The 15305-nt window shown below is 71.8% G+C and carries 18 protein-coding genes and 1 pseudogene; 12 read left to right on the forward strand and 7 right to left on the reverse strand.

Translation table 11 applies throughout. From position 1 onward, the window contains the following. Position 1: 1 nt before the first annotated feature. The gene (locus QI633_RS26265) at positions 2-1183 is read right to left on the reverse strand and encodes an extracellular solute-binding protein (protein WP_141796664.1); all 1182 of its coding nucleotides are present in this window, start codon (positions 1181-1183) and stop codon (positions 2-4) included. 52 nt (positions 1184-1235) lie between these two features. After that, the gene (locus QI633_RS26270) at positions 1236-2306 is read right to left on the reverse strand and encodes an ABC transporter ATP-binding protein (protein ID WP_282427632.1); all 1071 of its coding nucleotides are present in this window, start codon (positions 2304-2306) and stop codon (positions 1236-1238) included. A gap of 164 nt (positions 2307-2470) precedes the next feature. Here QI633_RS26270 and QI633_RS26275 point away from each other — a divergent pair, with 164 nt between their 5' ends. Beyond that, positions 2471-3181 (forward strand): FCD domain-containing protein, encoded by a 711-nt coding sequence (locus QI633_RS26275; protein ID WP_282427633.1) that lies wholly within the window; start codon positions 2471-2473, stop codon positions 3179-3181. Beyond that, positions 3178-3894: a cache domain-containing protein gene (locus QI633_RS26280; RefSeq protein ID WP_282427634.1), complete on the forward strand. Its 717-nt coding sequence runs from the start codon at positions 3178-3180 to the stop codon at positions 3892-3894. The genes QI633_RS26275 and QI633_RS26280 overlap by 4 nt, the downstream gene beginning before the upstream one ends. Here the strand turns inward: QI633_RS26280 and QI633_RS26285 are convergent. Then, on the reverse strand, positions 3891-4496 hold the full coding sequence (locus QI633_RS26285; protein ID WP_282427635.1) for a dihydrofolate reductase family protein: 606 nt from the start codon (positions 4494-4496) through the stop codon (positions 3891-3893). The two genes, QI633_RS26280 and QI633_RS26285, sit on opposite strands and share 4 nt — an antisense overlap. A gap of 59 nt (positions 4497-4555) precedes the next feature. On the opposite strand from QI633_RS26285, the gene leuE reads away from it, so the two are divergent. Next, positions 4556-5212 carry a leucine efflux protein LeuE gene (gene leuE, locus QI633_RS26290; protein WP_141796659.1) on the forward strand — a complete coding sequence of 219 codons (657 nt, stop codon included), beginning with the start codon at positions 4556-4558 and terminating at the stop codon, positions 5210-5212. Between the two features lie 72 nt (positions 5213-5284). On the opposite strand, the gene QI633_RS26295 is transcribed toward leuE, so the two are convergent. After that, on the reverse strand, positions 5285-6202 hold the full coding sequence (locus QI633_RS26295; protein ID WP_141796658.1) for a cation diffusion facilitator family transporter: 918 nt from the start codon (positions 6200-6202) through the stop codon (positions 5285-5287). 2 nt (positions 6203-6204) lie between these two features. After that, positions 6205-6549, reverse strand: a complete 345-nt coding sequence (locus QI633_RS26300; protein ID WP_349016709.1) for a metalloregulator ArsR/SmtB family transcription factor — start codon at positions 6547-6549, stop codon at positions 6205-6207. A 68-nt stretch (positions 6550-6617) separates the two neighbouring features. Between QI633_RS26300 and QI633_RS26305 the strand changes: the two genes are divergently transcribed. From QI633_RS26305 to QI633_RS26330, 6 genes are read left to right on the forward strand one after another with little or no spacing between them, the layout of a single operon-like run. Beyond that, positions 6618-7409, forward strand: a complete 792-nt coding sequence (locus tag QI633_RS26305) for a hypothetical protein (RefSeq protein WP_282427637.1) — start codon at positions 6618-6620, stop codon at positions 7407-7409. Then, complete coding sequence (locus QI633_RS26310) at positions 7399-7752, forward strand: DUF6153 family protein (protein ID WP_141796655.1); 354 nt, start codon at positions 7399-7401, stop codon at positions 7750-7752. The genes QI633_RS26305 and QI633_RS26310 overlap by 11 nt, the downstream gene beginning before the upstream one ends. Positions 7753-7804: 52 nt before the next feature. Next, positions 7805-8455 carry a DUF305 domain-containing protein gene (locus QI633_RS26315; protein WP_282427638.1) on the forward strand — a complete coding sequence of 217 codons (651 nt, stop codon included), beginning with the start codon at positions 7805-7807 and terminating at the stop codon, positions 8453-8455. Between the two features lie 54 nt (positions 8456-8509). Continuing rightward, the gene (locus QI633_RS26320; protein ID WP_282427639.1) at positions 8510-9448 is read left to right on the forward strand and encodes a zinc metalloprotease; all 939 of its coding nucleotides are present in this window, start codon (positions 8510-8512) and stop codon (positions 9446-9448) included. A 53-nt stretch (positions 9449-9501) separates the two neighbouring features. Beyond that, on the forward strand, positions 9502-10095 hold the full coding sequence (locus QI633_RS26325; RefSeq protein ID WP_141796652.1) for a carboxymuconolactone decarboxylase family protein: 594 nt from the start codon (positions 9502-9504) through the stop codon (positions 10093-10095). Then, positions 10092-10961 carry an RNA polymerase sigma-70 factor gene (locus QI633_RS26330; protein WP_141796651.1) on the forward strand — a complete coding sequence of 290 codons (870 nt, stop codon included), beginning with the start codon at positions 10092-10094 and terminating at the stop codon, positions 10959-10961. Before QI633_RS26325 ends, QI633_RS26330 begins: the two co-directional genes overlap by 4 nt. Here QI633_RS26330 and QI633_RS26335 read toward each other — a convergent pair. Beyond that, the gene (locus tag QI633_RS26335) at positions 10958-11548 is read right to left on the reverse strand and encodes a cysteine hydrolase family protein (protein ID WP_282427640.1); all 591 of its coding nucleotides are present in this window, start codon (positions 11546-11548) and stop codon (positions 10958-10960) included. The two genes, QI633_RS26330 and QI633_RS26335, sit on opposite strands and share 4 nt — an antisense overlap. Positions 11549-11755: 207 nt before the next feature. Between QI633_RS26335 and QI633_RS26340 the strand changes: the two are divergent. Continuing rightward, a pseudogene (locus QI633_RS26340) lies at positions 11756-12529 on the forward strand (DJ-1/PfpI family protein); the annotation flags it as partial. A gap of 50 nt (positions 12530-12579) precedes the next feature. Here the strand turns inward: QI633_RS26340 and QI633_RS26345 are convergent. Further along, a complete protein-coding gene (locus QI633_RS26345; RefSeq protein WP_141796649.1) occupies positions 12580-13233 on the reverse strand; it encodes a TetR/AcrR family transcriptional regulator in 654 nt (217 codons plus the stop codon). A gap of 148 nt (positions 13234-13381) precedes the next feature. On the opposite strand from QI633_RS26345, the gene QI633_RS26350 reads away from it, so the two are divergent. Continuing rightward, positions 13382-14170, forward strand: coding sequence for an SDR family oxidoreductase (locus QI633_RS26350; protein ID WP_282427641.1), 789 nt, complete (start codon positions 13382-13384; stop codon positions 14168-14170). Between the two features lies 1 nt (position 14171). Continuing rightward, entirely contained in the window at positions 14172-15305 is a 1134-nt protein-coding gene (locus tag QI633_RS26355) for a DUF5938 domain-containing protein (RefSeq protein ID WP_141796647.1), read from the forward strand.

Raw genomic sequence — 15305 nt, forward strand, 5'->3', positions numbered from 1 at the left:
ATCAGCCCTTGATCTCCGTCCACGCCTCGGTCCACTGGGCGTAGTCGGTGCACTCGACGTCGGTGCGCCCGTCGAGGCACTTCTTGACCGGCGTACGCCAGAACCACAGCTGCTTGGCGTACTCCTGGTCACCCGCGTGGAAGGTCGCGCAGTGGTCGGGGTCGGTCGTCTTCTCGCAGGCCTGCGGGCTGTTGGGCGCCTCGCCGAAGTACTCGGTCGCCTGCGCGTTCGCCTCGGGCGAGAGGATGTAGTCCATCCACTTGTAGGCGCAGTTGGGGTTCTTCGCCTGCGACGACAGCATCCAGGTGTCGTTCCACGCGGTGGCGCCCTCGGTGGGCAGCGTGACCTCGACGTCCTTGTTCTTGATGTTGTTCTTGATGACCTGCCAGGTCGTGCCGACGACCGAGTCGCCGGTCTCGAAGGCCTGGATCTCCTTGAGGTAGTCCGACCAGTACTCGCCGACGTACTGGCGCTGCTCCTTGAGCAGGGCGACCGCGGCGTCGAGCTGCTCCTGGTCGAGCGCGTAGGGGTTCTCGATCTTCAGCTCGGGCTTGGTCTTCATCAGGTACAGCGCCGCGTCGGCGATGTAGATCGGCGAGTCGTACGCCGTCACCTTGCCCTTGTTCTTCTCCAGCTGCGCCTTGTCGAACACCGCGCCCCACGACGTCGGCGCCGGGTTCACGTTGTTCTTGTTGAACATCAACAGGTTGGCGCCGTAGCCGTGCGGGACGCCGTAGTTCTTGCCGTCCACGGTGTTCCACTCGGTGTTCTTGAGGAAGTCGTAGACGTTGGCGTAGTTGGGGACCAGGTCGGTGTTGATCGCCTGGGCCTCCTTCGAGGCCACCAGGCGCAGCGACAGGTCGCCGGAGGCGGCGATCACGTCGTACTCACCGGACTTGGCGAGGTTGAACGCCTCGTCGGAGGTGCCGTAGCTCTTGCTGGTGACCTCGCAGCCGGTCTCCTTCTCGAAGGCCGAGACCCAGTCGACGGCCGGGTCGTTGCTGCCGTCCTCGACGTAGCCGGGCCACGCCAGGATGGAGACCTTGCCCTCGGTCTTGCCGAGCTTCTCGACGGCCTCGGTCTTCTTGTCGTCGTCACCGCTGCCGCAGGCGCTCAGCACGGAGACCGAGAGCAGGGTCAGACAGGCCGCGGCCACACGGCCTTTCCGGAAGGTGTTCTTCATCGGGTTCTCCACTTCTTGTTTGGGCGCAGCCTCGTTGGGTTGCAGGGAGCATTCATGAGCTGAGGGGTACGACGTCCGCGCGCGCGAACCGGACGGTGACGTCCTCGCCGCGGTGCTCGCGGGTGTCGAGGGAGCCGGTCGACTGCTCGAGCGCGACGAGCTCGATGCCGTCGGGGGTGCGCAGGTGCACCCGGTTGCCGGTGCCGAGGTAGATCGTCTCGACGACGACCGCCTCCAGGCGGACCTCGCCGTCGCGGGCGGCCTCGGTGTCGGTGCCCGGCGAGAGCCGCAGCCGCTCGGGACGCACGGCGTGCTCGCCGGCGACGCCCAGCACCCGCTGGGAGGTCTCGGCGTCGAAGAGGTTGGTGGTCCCGACGAAGCCGGCGACGTACGCCGAGGACGGGTTCTCGTAGATCTCGCGCGGGGTGCCGAGCTGCTGGATGCGGCCGGCGTCGAAGACCGCGATCCGGTCGCTGAGCGTGAGCGCCTCCTCCTGGTCGTGGGTGACGAACACGAAGGTGATGCCGAGCTCGCGCTGGAGCTGCTTGAGCTCGACCTGCATCTGCTCGCGCAGCTTGAGGTCGAGGGCGCCGAGCGGCTCGTCGAGGAGCAGCACCCGCGGTTGCAGCACGATGGCCCGCGCGAGCGCGACCCGCTGCCGCTGGCCGCCGGAGAGCTGGGCCGGGCGGCGGGCGCCGAGGTGGCCGAGGCGGACGGTGGCGAGCGCCTGCTGGGCCCGCTCGCGGCGCTCCTTCTTGCCCGTCTTGCGCACCCGCAGCCCGTAGGCGACGTTGTCGAGGACGCTCATGTGCGGGAAGAGCGCGTAGTCCTGGAAGACGGTGTGCACGTCGCGCTCGAACGGCGCAGAGCGGGTGACGTCGACGCCGCCGAGGGTGACCGTGCCGGCGGTGGCCTGCTCGAAGCCGGCGATCAGCCGCAGCACGGTGGTCTTGCCCGAGCCGGACGGGCCCAGCATCGAGAAGAACTCGCCGTCGGCGATGTCGAGGTCGACGTGGTCCACGGCGACGACGTCGCCGTAGGTCTTGCGCAGCCCGCGGATCGAGATGGCGGGGGTGCGGTCGACGGCAGCGGCCTCAGCGGGAGCACTGGTCGAGAGAGACATCAGATGTGCCTTTCGTCACGTTCGGATTGGCGCTAAGATATGACTTCATAGTTCAAAGCGCAAGAGGCTCAGGTGGGTTCGGGCAGGATGACCCCGGACATCGGGGACGAGGAACGGGAGACGAGACGGTGGCCGTGCCGTTCTACGGGCGAGCATCCGCGGCGGTGTTCTCACCGCTGGAGTCGCTGAGCCGTTCGGAGCTCGTCGTACGACGGCTCACGGACGCGATCGCACTCGGCCTGCTCCCCGACGCCGAGCAGCTGCCCGGCGAGCTCGACCTCGCCGGGATCTTCGGAGTCTCGACCGTCACCGTGCGCGAGGCGCTGTCGGTGCTGCGCTCCGAGGGGCTCATCGAGACCCGGCGCGGGCGCGGCGGCGGCAGCTTCGTCCGGACGCCGGAGGACGGGATCAGCCACCTCGCCCGGCGCCGCCTCGACGGGTTCAGCCTGGGCGAGCTGCGCGACCTCGGCGACGTGTACGCCGCCATCTGCGGCGCCAGCGCCGCGCTCGCCGCACGCCGCTCCAGCCCGGACGACGTCGACCGGTTGCAGCGCGTGGCCGACGCCCTCGAGCACGCCGAGAAGCCCGACGCCCGGCGCCGGGCCGACGCGCAGTTCCACATCGAGGTGGCCGCGTCCGCCCAGTCCCCGCGGCTCTACCACGAGGAGGTCAGCCTCCAGGCCGAGTTCGGGACCCTGCTGTGGCTGGCCTTCGGCGACGACGACAGCCACGCCCAGATGGTCCGCAGCTGCCGGGGCGTGGTCGCCGCGATCGCCGCCCGCGATCCCCACGCCGCCCGCGAGGCGGCCGAGCAGCGGGTGGCCGACTCCACCGCCCGTCTCATCGACTACCAGCTGAGCGAGGTCCGCGTATGAGCTCCTCCCCCACCCGCCTGTCCCCCGCCGACACCGCGCCCGTGCTCGCGGCGGTCGCCGAGATCGCCGACCACGCGTTCGGCGTGGCCGCGTCGATCGCCACCACCGTCGAGCGGGCCCTCGCCGGCCGGGCCGCGGCGCGTCGTACCGACCTCGCGGCGGTGGAGCCCCTCGTCGTGCCCGTGCTCGCCGACCTCGGCCAACCCGTCCAGGGGGCCGGCTTCGTCGCCGCGCCCGGCGTCCTCCAGGACGCCGAGTGGTGGCTCGAGTGGTTCGCCCGGGACACCGAGGGCCGGCCGCAACGGCTGGTCACCCACTCCGAGCCGCAGGCGATCGGGTTCTACGACTACGAGCACCTGCCGTGGTTCGTGGTGCCGCGCGAGACCGGGCGGCAGCACGTGACCGGGCCCTACGTCGACTACCTGTGCACCGAGGAGTACACCCTCACCTTCACCGTCCCGGTCCTCGTCGAGGGCCGGTTCTGCGGGGTCGGCGGCGCGGACGTGGCGGTCAAGAACGCCGAGCAGGCGCTGCTCCCCACCCTGCGCGCGAGCGCGCACCGGATCGCCGTGGTCAACGGCTTCGGCCGGATCCTGTCGAGCAACAGCGGGCGCCACCTGTGCGGCGACCTGCTCGACGGGGTCGCGTTCGACGAGCTCCCCGCCGGCCAGCGGGTCGGCGACCTGCCGCTCGCGGTGGTGGCGCTCGACTAGGTCCGACTCCGCCGGTACGTCAGGTGGGTGACGTACGGCGTCGCCCGGGTCGCCACCGGCTCCAGCCCGAGCGGGCCGACGCCGTCGAACATCCGCGAGCCGCTCGTCAGGCCGGCGACGTACGGGACGACGTGGAGCCGCAGCTCGTCGAGGTGGCCGGCCGCCAGGCAGGCATTGATGGTCGTGGCGCCGCCGGCGACGGCGACGTTGCGCTCGCCTGCCGCGGCGCGGGCCCGGGCGAGTGCCGCGTCGAGGCCGTCGGTGACGAAGTGGAAGGTGGTCCCGCCCTCCATCTCCAGCGACGGGCGCTCGTGGTGGGTCAGCACGAACACCGGCGCGTGGTACGGCGGGTCCTCGCCCCACCAGCCCCGCCAGTCGCGGTCCCACTCGCCCCGCCCGGGCGTGAACATATTGCGGCCCATCACGAACGCGCCGGCATCGACGATCGCCGCGACCTCGGCCGCGTTGTCGTCACCGTGCTCGAACATCCAACGGTGCAGCTGGTTCTCGTCGAGGGAACCGAACGGGTGCTCGCGCGACTGGTCGGTCGCGGCGCCGAAGCCGTCGAGGGTGATGCTGATGTCCGCGGTGACGATGCCCATGGCGGTGCTGACCTGGATCGAGGCGCCGACTCATCGCGGTGCGTGGGAGAATTCGGTCCGTGCTGGGGATCACCGACCTGTCGACGTACCTCGTCGGCCTGGTGCTCATCATCCTGCTGCCCGGCCCGAACTCGCTCTACGTGCTGTCGGTGGCCGCGCGCCGCGGCGTCCGGCCGGCGTACGCCGCGGCGGCGGGGGTGTGGACCGGCGACGCGGTGCTGATGACGCTGTCGGCGGCCGGGGTGGCCTCGCTGCTGCAGGCCAACCACGTCGCGTTCGCGATCGTGAAGTGGGTCGGCGCGGGCTACCTCGGCTACCTCGCGTTCACCATGCTGCGCGGCGCGATCATCATGTGGCGGGCCCGGCGACGGGCGGTCCAGGCTGTCGAGGAGGGCGCGCCGCCCCCGGTGCCCGGCGAGCGACCGTACCGCCGCGCGCTGGTCATCAGCCTGCTCAACCCGAAGGCGATCTTGTTCTTCGTCGCCTTCTTCGTGCAGTTCGTCGACCCCGACTACGCCCACCCGGCCCTGTCGTTCCTCGTCCTCGGCACGCTCGCCCAGATCGCCAGCGTCGCCTACCTGAGCGCTCTGATCTTCGGCGGCACCCGTCTGGCCGCGGCCTTCCGCCGGCGCCGGGGGCTCTCCGCCGCCGGCACCTCGGCCGTCGGCGCGATCTTCCTCGGGTTCGCGGTCAAGCTCTCCCTCGCGCACGCCTAGGGTCCCCGCCGCGTATCTGACGAATGGGCTGCGGATCCGGCGAATTCACAGCCCATTCGTCAGATGCGCGGCTCACCAGGTGACCGCGTCGCAGGCCGCCGAGCGGTGGCCCTCGATCTGCAGCGTGGCGTGCTCGATCTCGAACCGCTCGCGCAGGAGCACCTGGCCGGCGCGCAGCACGCCGGAGCCGTCGGCACCCTCGACGAGGACGAGATGGGCGGTGGCGACGTGCATGCCGGAGGTGAGGGTCCAGGCGTGCAGGTCGTGGACGTCGCAGACGCCCTCGATGCCGCCCAGCGCGCCGGCGACGGTGTCGATGTCGACGCCGGCGGGGACGTGCTGGCCGAGGACGGCGAGCACCTCGCGGCCGAGCATCACCGCGCGGACCGCGACGAAGGCGCCGATGAGGAAGGCGACGACCGTGTCCCAGACCGTGTCGTCGGTGGCGAGGATCAGGCCGCCGGCGACCATCACGCCGACGCTGCCCGCCGTGTCGGCGACGACCTCGAAGTAGGCGCCCTTCACGTTGAGCGACTCCTGCGACCCGCCGCGCAGCAGCGCCATCGCGATCAGGTTGACGACCAGGCCGAGGAAGCCGACGACCAGCATCGGGCCGGTCGCGACGTCGGGCTCGCTGCCCATCCGGCCGATCGCCTCGACCACGACGTAGACCGCGACGCCGAGCATCATCAGCACCGCGAGGCCGGAGGCGAAGACCTCGGCCCGGTACGACCCGTAGGTACGACGACCGGTGCTGTCCGCGCGGGTGGCGATCTTGGTCGCGACCAGGGCCGCGCCCAGCGTCACCACGTCGGCGGCCATGTGGCCCGCGTCGGAGATCAGTGCGAGCGAGCCGCTGACCAGCCCGACGACCAGCTCGACGACGAAGAACGCGCCGATCAGGCCGAACGAGACACCCAGCCGCCAACGGTGCCGGCCGCCGGCGTGCCCGCTGTCGCCGCCGTGTCCGTGTCCGTGCCCGACGCCCATGGTCATTCCCGCCCGCAGGGGCCGCCGGTGACCGCGACCAGCCGCTCGGCGGCGCGGACCACCTCGCGGATCAGCTCGGGCTGGGCGAGCGAGATCAGAGAGGCCCGGCCGCTGGGCCGGGAGACGACGAGGCCGCAGTCGCGCAGGCAGGCGAGGTGCTTCGACACGGTCGACTGGGCGAGCCCGAGGTGGGCGGTGAGATCGACGACGCGGTGCTCGCCGAGGGTGAGGTGCTCGAGGATGGCCAGCCGGTTGGGGTCGCTGAGCGCGTGGAGCAGGCCCGCGACGTCGGCCAGGGCGTCCACCTCGCTCGGCGCCTCGGGCAGCGCGCCGTCCAGCTGATTCATCGCCATATAGCGATGTAATCACCGTGGGGCGACGCCGGTCAAATGGCCCGCCACCTATGCTCGGGGCCGTGATGATGCGACCGGCCGAGCTCGAGGGCGTGCGCGCCGGCACCATCGACCTCGCGTTCCGGCGCTGGGACCGCCCGCGGGTCAAGGTCGGCACCCGGCTGCGCACCGCGGTCGGCGTGGTCGAGGTGACCAGCGTCGAGGAGGTCGCGCTCTCCCGGCTGCGGGCCGAGGACGCCCGTCGCGCGGGAGCCGCGTCGCTGAACGCGCTCAAGGACGCCCTCGCCGCGCGGGCCGACCGCCCGGTGTTCCGCGTCGGGCTCCGGTACGGCGGCACCGACCCTCGCGAGACGCTCCGCGCCGCCATCCCGGGGACCGCCGAGATCGTCACCATCCTCGCCGGGCTCGACCGGCTCGACGCGGCCTCGCCGATCGGGCCGTGGACCCGCACCACGCTGCGGATCATCGACCGCAACCCGGAGGTCCGTGCCCCCGACCTCGCGGCCGAGCTGGGCCGCGAGACGCCCGACTTCAAGAAGGACGTGCGCAAGCTCAAGGAGCGGGGCCTGACCGAGTCGCTCGCGATCGGCTACCGGCTCTCGCCCCGCGGCGAGGCCGTCCTGGACCATGTGGACGGCCCGCGCGAGCGCGCCCCCCGCCGCGCCGGGACCGCGCTGCCGCGCACCATCGGCGCCCCGGCCACCCGCGCGCTGCGGGCGGTCGACGTCCACACCCTCGAGGCCGTCAGCGGCTGGACCCGGGCCGACCTCGCCGCGCTGCACGGCGTCGGGCCGATCGCGCTCGACCGGCTCGAGGCGGCGATGAGCGAGCTCGGCCTCGGCTATGCGACCTGACCTGCTCCGGCGGCTGCTCGTCACGATCGCCGCGCTGGCGGGGCTGTTCGCCATGCACGGCATGGCCGACCACGGCGTGGCCTCCGCCCCGCTGCCCGCCGCAGCCGTCACCCATCACGACGCGGCCCCGCCCGACCACGGCGGCTCCACCGGCCACGACCTGACCGGGCTGTGCCTGGCCCTGCTGGTGGTGGCGGCCGGCCTGGGTGTCGGTCTGCTCGCCGTACGGCGTCCGCTGGTCGCCGCCCGCGAGGCGCCCGCCCGCTGGCAGGTCCTGGTCGCCCGGGCCGCGCGCTTCCGCGATCCACCTGATCTCCACCGGCTGTCGGTGCAGCGCTGCTGAGGAGCCCCCGCTCCCACCCGCAGACGCACACCGAACAGACCAGGAGAACGACGTGCACCGCACCACCCTGCGCCGGCTGGCCTCCGCCACCGGCGCGATCACCCTTGCCCTGGGCCTCGCCGCGTGCGGCGACGACGGCGGCGACAGCAGGCCCGCGGCGGTCGAGACCGCCCGCAACGGGGACGTCTTCAACCGTGCCGACGTCGACTTCGCGACCGCGATGATCCCGCACCACGCGCAGGCGCTGCGGATGGCACTGCTGGCCCAGGACCGCCCGCTGCCCGACGAGGTCCGGGCGCTGGTCGACCAGGTCCAGGCCGCCCAGACCCCGGAGGTCGAGACGATGACGACCTGGCTGACCGACTGGGGCAAGGACATCCCGGCCACCTCGATGGACCACGCCAACGCCGGCCACGACATGGAGGACATGGATGACATGGATGACATGGATGGCATGGGTGGCTCCGCGATGCCGGGGATGATGTCCGGCGAGCAGATGGAGGAGCTCGAGGGCTCCTCCGACGCCGACTTCCCGAGGCTGTGGATGACGATGATGATCGAGCACCACGAGGGCGCGATCACCATGGCGAAGGCCGAGCAGGCGGACGGGAGGTTCCCGGACGCGATCGCCCTCGCGGAGTCCATCGCCGAGAGCCAGGCGGCCGAGATCGCCACCATGGAGGACCTGCTCGGGAACGGCTGATCAACGCGGCATCAGGGGGCTGACAACACCCGGTCGCCGTCCTAGGGTCGGGCCATGCGCCACACCACCCTGCACCGGATGCTCGGGGTCGCTGCCGGCTCCCTGATGCTCGCCGTACCACTCGCGTCCGCCGTGCCCACGGTGGCGAGCGCCGGCGCCGCCTCCCCGGGCGTCGCCGACTGCCGGGACGGCTCGGCCGCCCGGGTGGCCGAGGGTTCGCACGCCGCCGAGCCGGAGCTGTACCCGAAGAACGAGGCCAAGAAGTACGGCGTCATCAAGGACTCGCCCTACCTCGGCAACGGCACGGTCACCGTCAAGACGGTCTTCCACGTGATCACCGACGGCGCCAGCCAGGCCGACCGGGACCGGCTCGCGAGCATGGTGCACGCGCAGATGGACGTGCTCAACGCGTCCTACTCCGGGCAGACCGCGGCGGACGCCGCCGACACCCCGTTCCGGTTCGCGCTCGACTCGATCCGGTTCGTCGACAACCCGGCCTGGCGCACGGTGACGCCCGGCAAGACCGAGCGCGACATGAAGCAGGCGCTCCACACCGGCGACTCGACGGTCCTCAACGTCTACACGGCCGACATCGGCGACGGCCTGCTCGGCTGGGCGTACTTCCCGAAGGGCTACAACAACGGCCGCGACTACATCGACGGCGTCGTGATGCTCGACGAGTCGATGCCGGGCGGCACCGCCGGCAAGTACTCCCTCGGCGACACCCTGACCCACGAGGTCGGGCACTGGCTGATGCTCGAGCACACCTTCCAGGGCGGCTGCTCGGCGTCCGGCGACGGCGTGGCCGACACCCCGCGCGAGGCGACCGCGCAGTTCGACTGCCCGGAGGGCGCCGACACCTGCTCGGCCCCGGGCCTCGACCCGATCCACAACTTCATGGACTACACCCAGGACTCCTGCATGAATATGTTTACGAGGGGCCAGGCCCAGCGGATGAGCGATGCGTGGGTGGCCTTCCGCGCGAAGCCGTAACCCTCATCGGTGATCGGCTGTCACACCCGGCACCCGGCCGGTGTCTTGATGGCATGACCACCTCAGGAACCCGCATCCCCGCCGCCCCGATCAACGGCCTCTTCGGTGCCGTCGTCAAGAGGTTCGCCGCCAAGATGTTCGGCAGCGTGCCGGAGTCGCTCGGTGTCATGTGGCACCACCAGCCCGCCCTGAAGGCGAGCATGTCCTACGGCCAGAAGCTGCAGAAGTGGGACGAGTGCGACGAGACCCTCAAGACCTACGCCCACATGGCCGTCGCCTCCCTGGTCGGCTGCTCGTGGTGCCTCGACTTCAACTACTTCATGGCCCGTGACAAGGGCCTCGACCTCGACAAGGCACGCGAGGTCCCGAACTGGCGGGCCTCCACGGTCTTCTCGACGCTGGAGCGCCAGGTGCTGGAGTACGCCGAGGCGGCCAGCCAGACTCCGCCTGCGGTCACCGACGAGATGGTCGAGCCGCTGCTCTCCGCCCTGGGCCCGGCCGGCCTGATCGAGCTCACCACGGTGATCGGCTTCGCGAACATGACCACCCGGTCCAACACCGCGCTGGGCATCGAGTCCGAGGGCTTCGCCTCGGCCTGCGGCATGAAGCCGCTCGCCGAGCGGCCCGCCGTAGGCTCGCCGGCATGAGCGATCCCTTCGTCGCCCACCGCAACCTGCTCTTCACGGTCGCCTACGAGATGCTCGGCTCCGCGGCCGATGCCGAGGACGTCGTGCAGGAGACCTGGCTGCGGTGGGCGGACGTGGACCAGGCGCAGGTGAACGAGCCGCGCGCGTACCTGGTCCGGATCGTCACCCGACAAGCGCTCAACCGGCTGCGCACGCTGAGCCGGCGCCGCGAGGACTACGTCGGCGAGTGGCTCCCCGAGCCGCTGCTCACCGCCCCCGACGTCGCCGAGGACGTCGAGCTCGCCGACAGCGTGTCGATGGCGATGCTCACCGTCCTCGAGACGCTGGGGCCGACCGAGCGCGCGGTGTTCGTGCTGCGCGAGGTCTTCGAGCTGCCGTACGACGAGATCGCGACCGCCGTCGGCAAGACGTCGGCCGCGGTCCGCCAGATCGCCACCCGGGCCCGCAACCACGTCGCGGCGCGCCGGCCGCGGGTCGACGTCGACCGCGGCGAGCAGCAGGCCGTCGTCGCCAGCTTCCTGGCCGCGGTGCAGGGCGGCGACCTCCAGGCGCTGCTCGACTCGCTGGCGCCCGACGTGGTGCTGCTGGCCGACCACGGCGGCGTCGCCCAGGCGATCCGCAAGCCCCTGCACGGCTCCGAGCCCGTGGCCCGGCTGCTGGCGAACTTCGCCACCTTCGCCCCGGACGGGGTCATCGAGCCGGTCTGGATCAACGGCTCGCTCGGCGCCCGGATCGAAGCGCGCGGCGAGGTCACCGCGATCAGCCTGGAGGTCGAGGACGGCCGGATCAAGCAGATCCTCGTGGTCCGCAACCCGGCCAAGCTCACCTCGCTCACCGAGGAGATCGTGCTGAGCCGCGACGCCTAGATGAGGTCGGCGACCGAGCCCACGACGGTGCCGTAGACGTCGCCGATGGTGGCCAGCGCCGCGGCATGCAGCTGCGCGGCGGGCACGTCGCCGGCGGCGCTCGGCAGCGAGCGGGTCGCACAGGCGTCGGCGACCACGGTGACGTCGTACCCGCGCAGGAGGGCGCCCTCGGCGGTGAACGTGACGCACATGTGGGTCATGAAGCCGGCGAGCACGACCTGCTGGTTGCCGGCCGCCTCGAGGAGGTCCGCGAGGTCGGTGCCGTGGAACGAGTTGGGCGCACCCTTGGTGACCACCGCCTCGCCCTCGACCGGGCGCACCCTGTCGTGGATCGAGCCGATCCCGGCGGAGACGTCGTAGAGGCTGCCGGGGCCGTCGTCGTGCTGCACGTGGACGACGGTCGCGCCGGCCGCGCGGGCCTTGCCGAGCAGGTCGGCGGCCCGGTCGAGCGCGGCGTCCCAGCCCTCCAGCTCCATCGCGCCGGTCGTGTAGGTGACCTGGTAGTCGATGAGGACCACCGTCGCGTCGGCGAGGGTGGCGGGGACGTCGGCAGCGCCGCCGAGGGTGCGGAGCGGGGTCGAGGTCATGGGGTTTCCTTTCCAGCGGTGGGGTGCTTCCATGGTGGCTGACCCGAAACACACTCAACAGGTCGAATCGGGTCGCCTGTCATCGACATCGGCCGGAGGTACGACGTGGCGCCACCGCGGGTCGCCGTGATCGCCGTGGAGGGGATCAGCCCGTTCCACCTGTCCGTGCCGTCGCTGGTGTGGGGCGCCGAGCAGCCGGTCGGCGAGATGACGCCGTGGCCGATCGAGCTGGCCGCCGTACGCCCCGGTCCGCTGCGGACCTCGGCCGGCTACGCGATCACCGTCGAGCATGGCCTCGACGCGGTCGCGCGGGCCGACATCGTCGTGATGCCGTGGTGGAACGACCCCGAGCGGCCCGCCCCCGAGCCCGTGCTCGCGGCCCTGCGCGCCGCCCACGACCGCGGTGCCCAGGTGGTCGGGCTGTGCCTCGGCGTGTTCGTGCTCGCCGACGCCGGCCTGCTCGACGGCCGCGCCGCGACCACCCACTGGCAGTGGGCCGACACCTTCCGCCGCCGGTTCCCGGCGGTCGAGCTGCGCCCCGAGACGCTGTACGTCGACGAGGGCTCGGTCATCACCGGCGCCGGCGCGACGGCAGGGGTGGACACCTGCCTCCACGTCCTGGCCCAGCGAGCCGGACAGTCCACCGCCACCCGGGTCGCGCGCCGGATCGTCGCGGCGCCCCACCGCGCCGGCGGTCAGGCCCAGTACATCGAGACCCCCGTCCCCGAGGCCTCCGACGACGCCGTCGCCCGCGCCATGGCCTGGGCGGCCGGCTCCCTCGACACCCCGCTCGGCATCGACGCGCTCGCCGGCCATGCCTGCATGAGCCGCAGCTCCTTCACCCGCGCGTTCCGGGCGCGCACCGGCTCCAGCGTGCACCCCTGGCTGGTCGCCCAACGGGTGGCCCGCGCCCAGGACCTGCTGGAGACCACCGCCCTCGGCGTCGACGAGGTCGCCCGCCGCGTCGGCTTCGGTACGGCGGCCCGGCTGCGGACCCACTTCACCGCCGCGCTCGGGGTGACCCCGACCCGCTATCGCTCGGACTTCGCCCGACGCGTCGACGCGGCCGGCTCCGTGCCGAGCAGCACCGGCATCAGCTCGCGGACCTGGGCGCGCAGGTCGTCGAGCACGCCCTCCCTCTCGCAGAGGTAGCCGAGGAGCGCCTGCTGGAACAGGCCGTCGAGCAGGCCGTAGGTGACGTGCGGGGTCATCGCGGCGGGCCGCCCGGCGAGCTCGGCGTAGGTCGAGACGACCCGCCAGACCATGTCCTCGAGCGTCTGGTCGATCTGCAGGACGGCCTCGCGCAGGCTCTCCTCGAACATGCTCTGGGAGCGCAGGTCGTACCAGAGCCGGTGCATCGGCGCCTCGTCGACGATGGTCTCGGCGAGCTTGTCGGCGAACGCCTCGACCAGGCCCTCGGGGGTGGTCGCGTCGGCGACGACGCCGTCGTAGCGGTGCACGCAGGTGGCCTTGTACTGGCGCACGCAGTAGACGATCAGCTCGAGCTTGTCGTGGAAGTAGTAGTGGACGACGCCGTGGGAGAACTCGGAGTTGTTGGCGATCTCGCGCAGGCTGGCGCGCGCGTAGCCGAGCTCGCCGAGGGTGCGCAGGGCCGAGTCGGCCAGGGCGCGGCGCCGCTCGTCGTGCTTGTCGGCGGGCGTACGACGCGCGGTCGCTGTCGTCATGGGGCCCGACCCTACCGCCTCCGGCGCCATCTCTGGACGATCGCCCAGATATTTCTTGACGATCGTCCAAAAAAGTCTTGACAGTCGTCAAGGAAACGGAGTTGTGTGGCCCACGTCACCCACGAGCACGACGAAGGAGTCGCACACCATGACCGAAGCAGAGCTCGCCGGGCGCACCGCGCTCGTCACCGGCGGCGCCCAGGGCCTGGGCCGGAAGTTCGCGGAGCACCTCGCCGCCGCCGGTGCCACCGTCGTGGTCGCCGACCTCCAGGACGCCAAGGGCAAGGAGGTCGCCGACGCGGTGGGCGGCCACTTCGTCCACCTCGACGTCACCCAGGACGACTCCTGGGCCGCCGCCGTCGCCGCCGCGGTCGAGCAGGCGGGCGGCCTCGACATCCTGGTCAACAACGCCGGCATCGAGATCGCCGGACTCTTCGTCGACCTCGATCCCGACGTCGTACGCCGGATCCTCGACGTCAATGTCGTCGGCACCTCGCTCGGCATCAAGCACGCCTTCCGCACCATGGGCCCCGGCGGCGCGGCCGGCAAGGGCGGCGTCGTCATCAACATCGCCTCGGTCGCCGCAACCATCGCCTTCCCGGCGCTGTCGGCGTACTCCGCCTCGAAGTCCGCGGTCGACCGGATCACCCGGATCGCCGCGATGGAGAGCGGCAAGCTCGGGCTCGGCGTCCGGGTCAACTGCGTCTACCCCGGCCTGGTCCCCAACGAGATGGGCGCCGGCCTGGCCAACGAGATGACCACGCTCGGGCTGTTCCCCTCACCCGAGGAGGCGGTCGCGGGCGTCGTCGCGCTGACGCCGTCGGGCCGGTTGGCCACCGAGGACGAGATCGCCGACGCGGTCGCCTTCCTCGCCTCCGACCGGGCGCAGTTCGTCAACGGCGCCGGCCTGCCGGTCGACGGCGGAATGGGGATGTGAGATGACCACCACCGACAAGCCCGTCGTCGTCTACGGCGCCTCCGGCTACACCGGCCGGCTGATCTGCGAGTACCTGCGCGAGTTCGGCGTCCCCTTCGTCGCCGCCGGCCGCTCGGCCGACAAGCTGAAGGACTCGATGGACGCGCACGTGCCCGGCATCGAGACCGCCGACTACGACATCGTCGAGGTCGGCCACTCGGTCGACGAGCTCACCGAGCTGTTCGGCGGCGCGTCCGTCGTGTGCAACACGGTCGGCCCGTTCAGCAAGTACGGCCCCGAGGTCGTCGAGGCCTGCCTCGCCGCCGGCACCCACTACCTCGACACCACCGGCGAGCAGGACTGGCTGATCACCTGCGACGAGCGCTGGGGCGCGGACTTCGCGGCCGCCGGCCTGCTGCTGTCGCCCGGGATCGCGCAGATGTACACGACCGGCGAGATCGCGGCCGAGCTGTGCCTCGAGAAGCCCGGGCTGGACACCCTCGACATCGCGGTCTTCTGGGGAGGCTCCCCCACGATCGCCTCCACGCAGACCATCCTGGTCAACGCCGCGACGTCGAGGGCCCACTTCCTCCAGCAGAACCAGTACGTCGAGTTCGATCCCACGCAGGGCCTGGTGCCGCTCGTCGTACCCGGGCAGCACGAGCTCGCGCTCTCGCTGCCGTGGGGCGGTACATCGCACCCGGTCTGGTACCGCAAGGACCCGCGGGTCGCGAACTGCAAGGCCCAGGGCGGGGTGTTCAACGCGGCACTGATGAACGGCGTCCCGCAGATCGTCGCCGGCGCGCTGGAGGCGACCAAGGACATGTCGGAGGCCGAGCGCGACGAGGCGCTGACCGCGACGGCGGCTCAGGTGATGAACCAGATGCCGCCGCGCGAGAACCCGCGGCTCAACAAGTCGCTCGACTCCGTGCACGCCTCGGGCCCGCTCGGCCGCGCGCACTGCGTGATCCACGGCAACCAGAACTACAAGCAGACCGGACTCCTGCAGGCCTACGCGGCGTACTCGCTGCTCCAGCAGCCACCGCTGCGGGTCGGGTTCGCGTCGGGCTGCAAGGCGTTCGGCCACCGCGCGCTGCTCGGCCAGCTGCGGGCCTTCGGCCTGGTCGCCGAGCCGGTGCTGACCGTCGAGGGCTGA

It is taken from the genome of Nocardioides sp. QY071 (genome assembly GCF_029961765.1).
GTDB lineage: Bacteria > Actinomycetota > Actinomycetes > Propionibacteriales > Nocardioidaceae > Nocardioides.

Bases quoted from the DNA above. Each gene is read 5' to 3' on its own strand.
- QI633_RS26280 (WP_282427634.1), top strand. From the start codon at position 3,178: ATGAGCTCCTCCCCCACCCGCCTGTCCCCCGCCGACACCGCGCCCGTG.
- QI633_RS26300 (WP_349016709.1), bottom strand. From the start codon at position 6,549: ATGAATCAGCTGGACGGCGCGCTGCCCGAGGCGCCGAGCGAGGTGGAC.
- QI633_RS26310 (WP_141796655.1), top strand. From the start codon at position 7,399: ATGCGACCTGACCTGCTCCGGCGGCTGCTCGTCACGATCGCCGCGCTG.
- QI633_RS26345 (WP_141796649.1), bottom strand. From the start codon at position 13,233: ATGACGACAGCGACCGCGCGTCGTACGCCCGCCGACAAGCACGACGAG.
- QI633_RS26325 (WP_141796652.1), top strand. From the start codon at position 9,502: ATGACCACCTCAGGAACCCGCATCCCCGCCGCCCCGATCAACGGCCTC.
- QI633_RS26285 (WP_282427635.1), bottom strand. From the start codon at position 4,496: ATGGGCATCGTCACCGCGGACATCAGCATCACCCTCGACGGCTTCGGC.
- QI633_RS26295 (WP_141796658.1), bottom strand. From the start codon at position 6,202: ATGGGCGTCGGGCACGGACACGGACACGGCGGCGACAGCGGGCACGCC.
- QI633_RS26355 (WP_141796647.1), top strand. From the start codon at position 14,172: ATGACCACCACCGACAAGCCCGTCGTCGTCTACGGCGCCTCCGGCTAC.
- QI633_RS26335 (WP_282427640.1), bottom strand. From the start codon at position 11,548: ATGACCTCGACCCCGCTCCGCACCCTCGGCGGCGCTGCCGACGTCCCC.
- QI633_RS26265 (WP_141796664.1), bottom strand. From the start codon at position 1,183: ATGAAGAACACCTTCCGGAAAGGCCGTGTGGCCGCGGCCTGTCTGACC.
- QI633_RS26330 (WP_141796651.1), top strand. From the start codon at position 10,092: ATGAGCGATCCCTTCGTCGCCCACCGCAACCTGCTCTTCACGGTCGCC.
- QI633_RS26270 (WP_282427632.1), bottom strand. From the start codon at position 2,306: ATGTCTCTCTCGACCAGTGCTCCCGCTGAGGCCGCTGCCGTCGACCGC.
- QI633_RS26320 (WP_282427639.1), top strand. From the start codon at position 8,510: ATGCGCCACACCACCCTGCACCGGATGCTCGGGGTCGCTGCCGGCTCC.
- QI633_RS26350 (WP_282427641.1), top strand. From the start codon at position 13,382: ATGACCGAAGCAGAGCTCGCCGGGCGCACCGCGCTCGTCACCGGCGGC.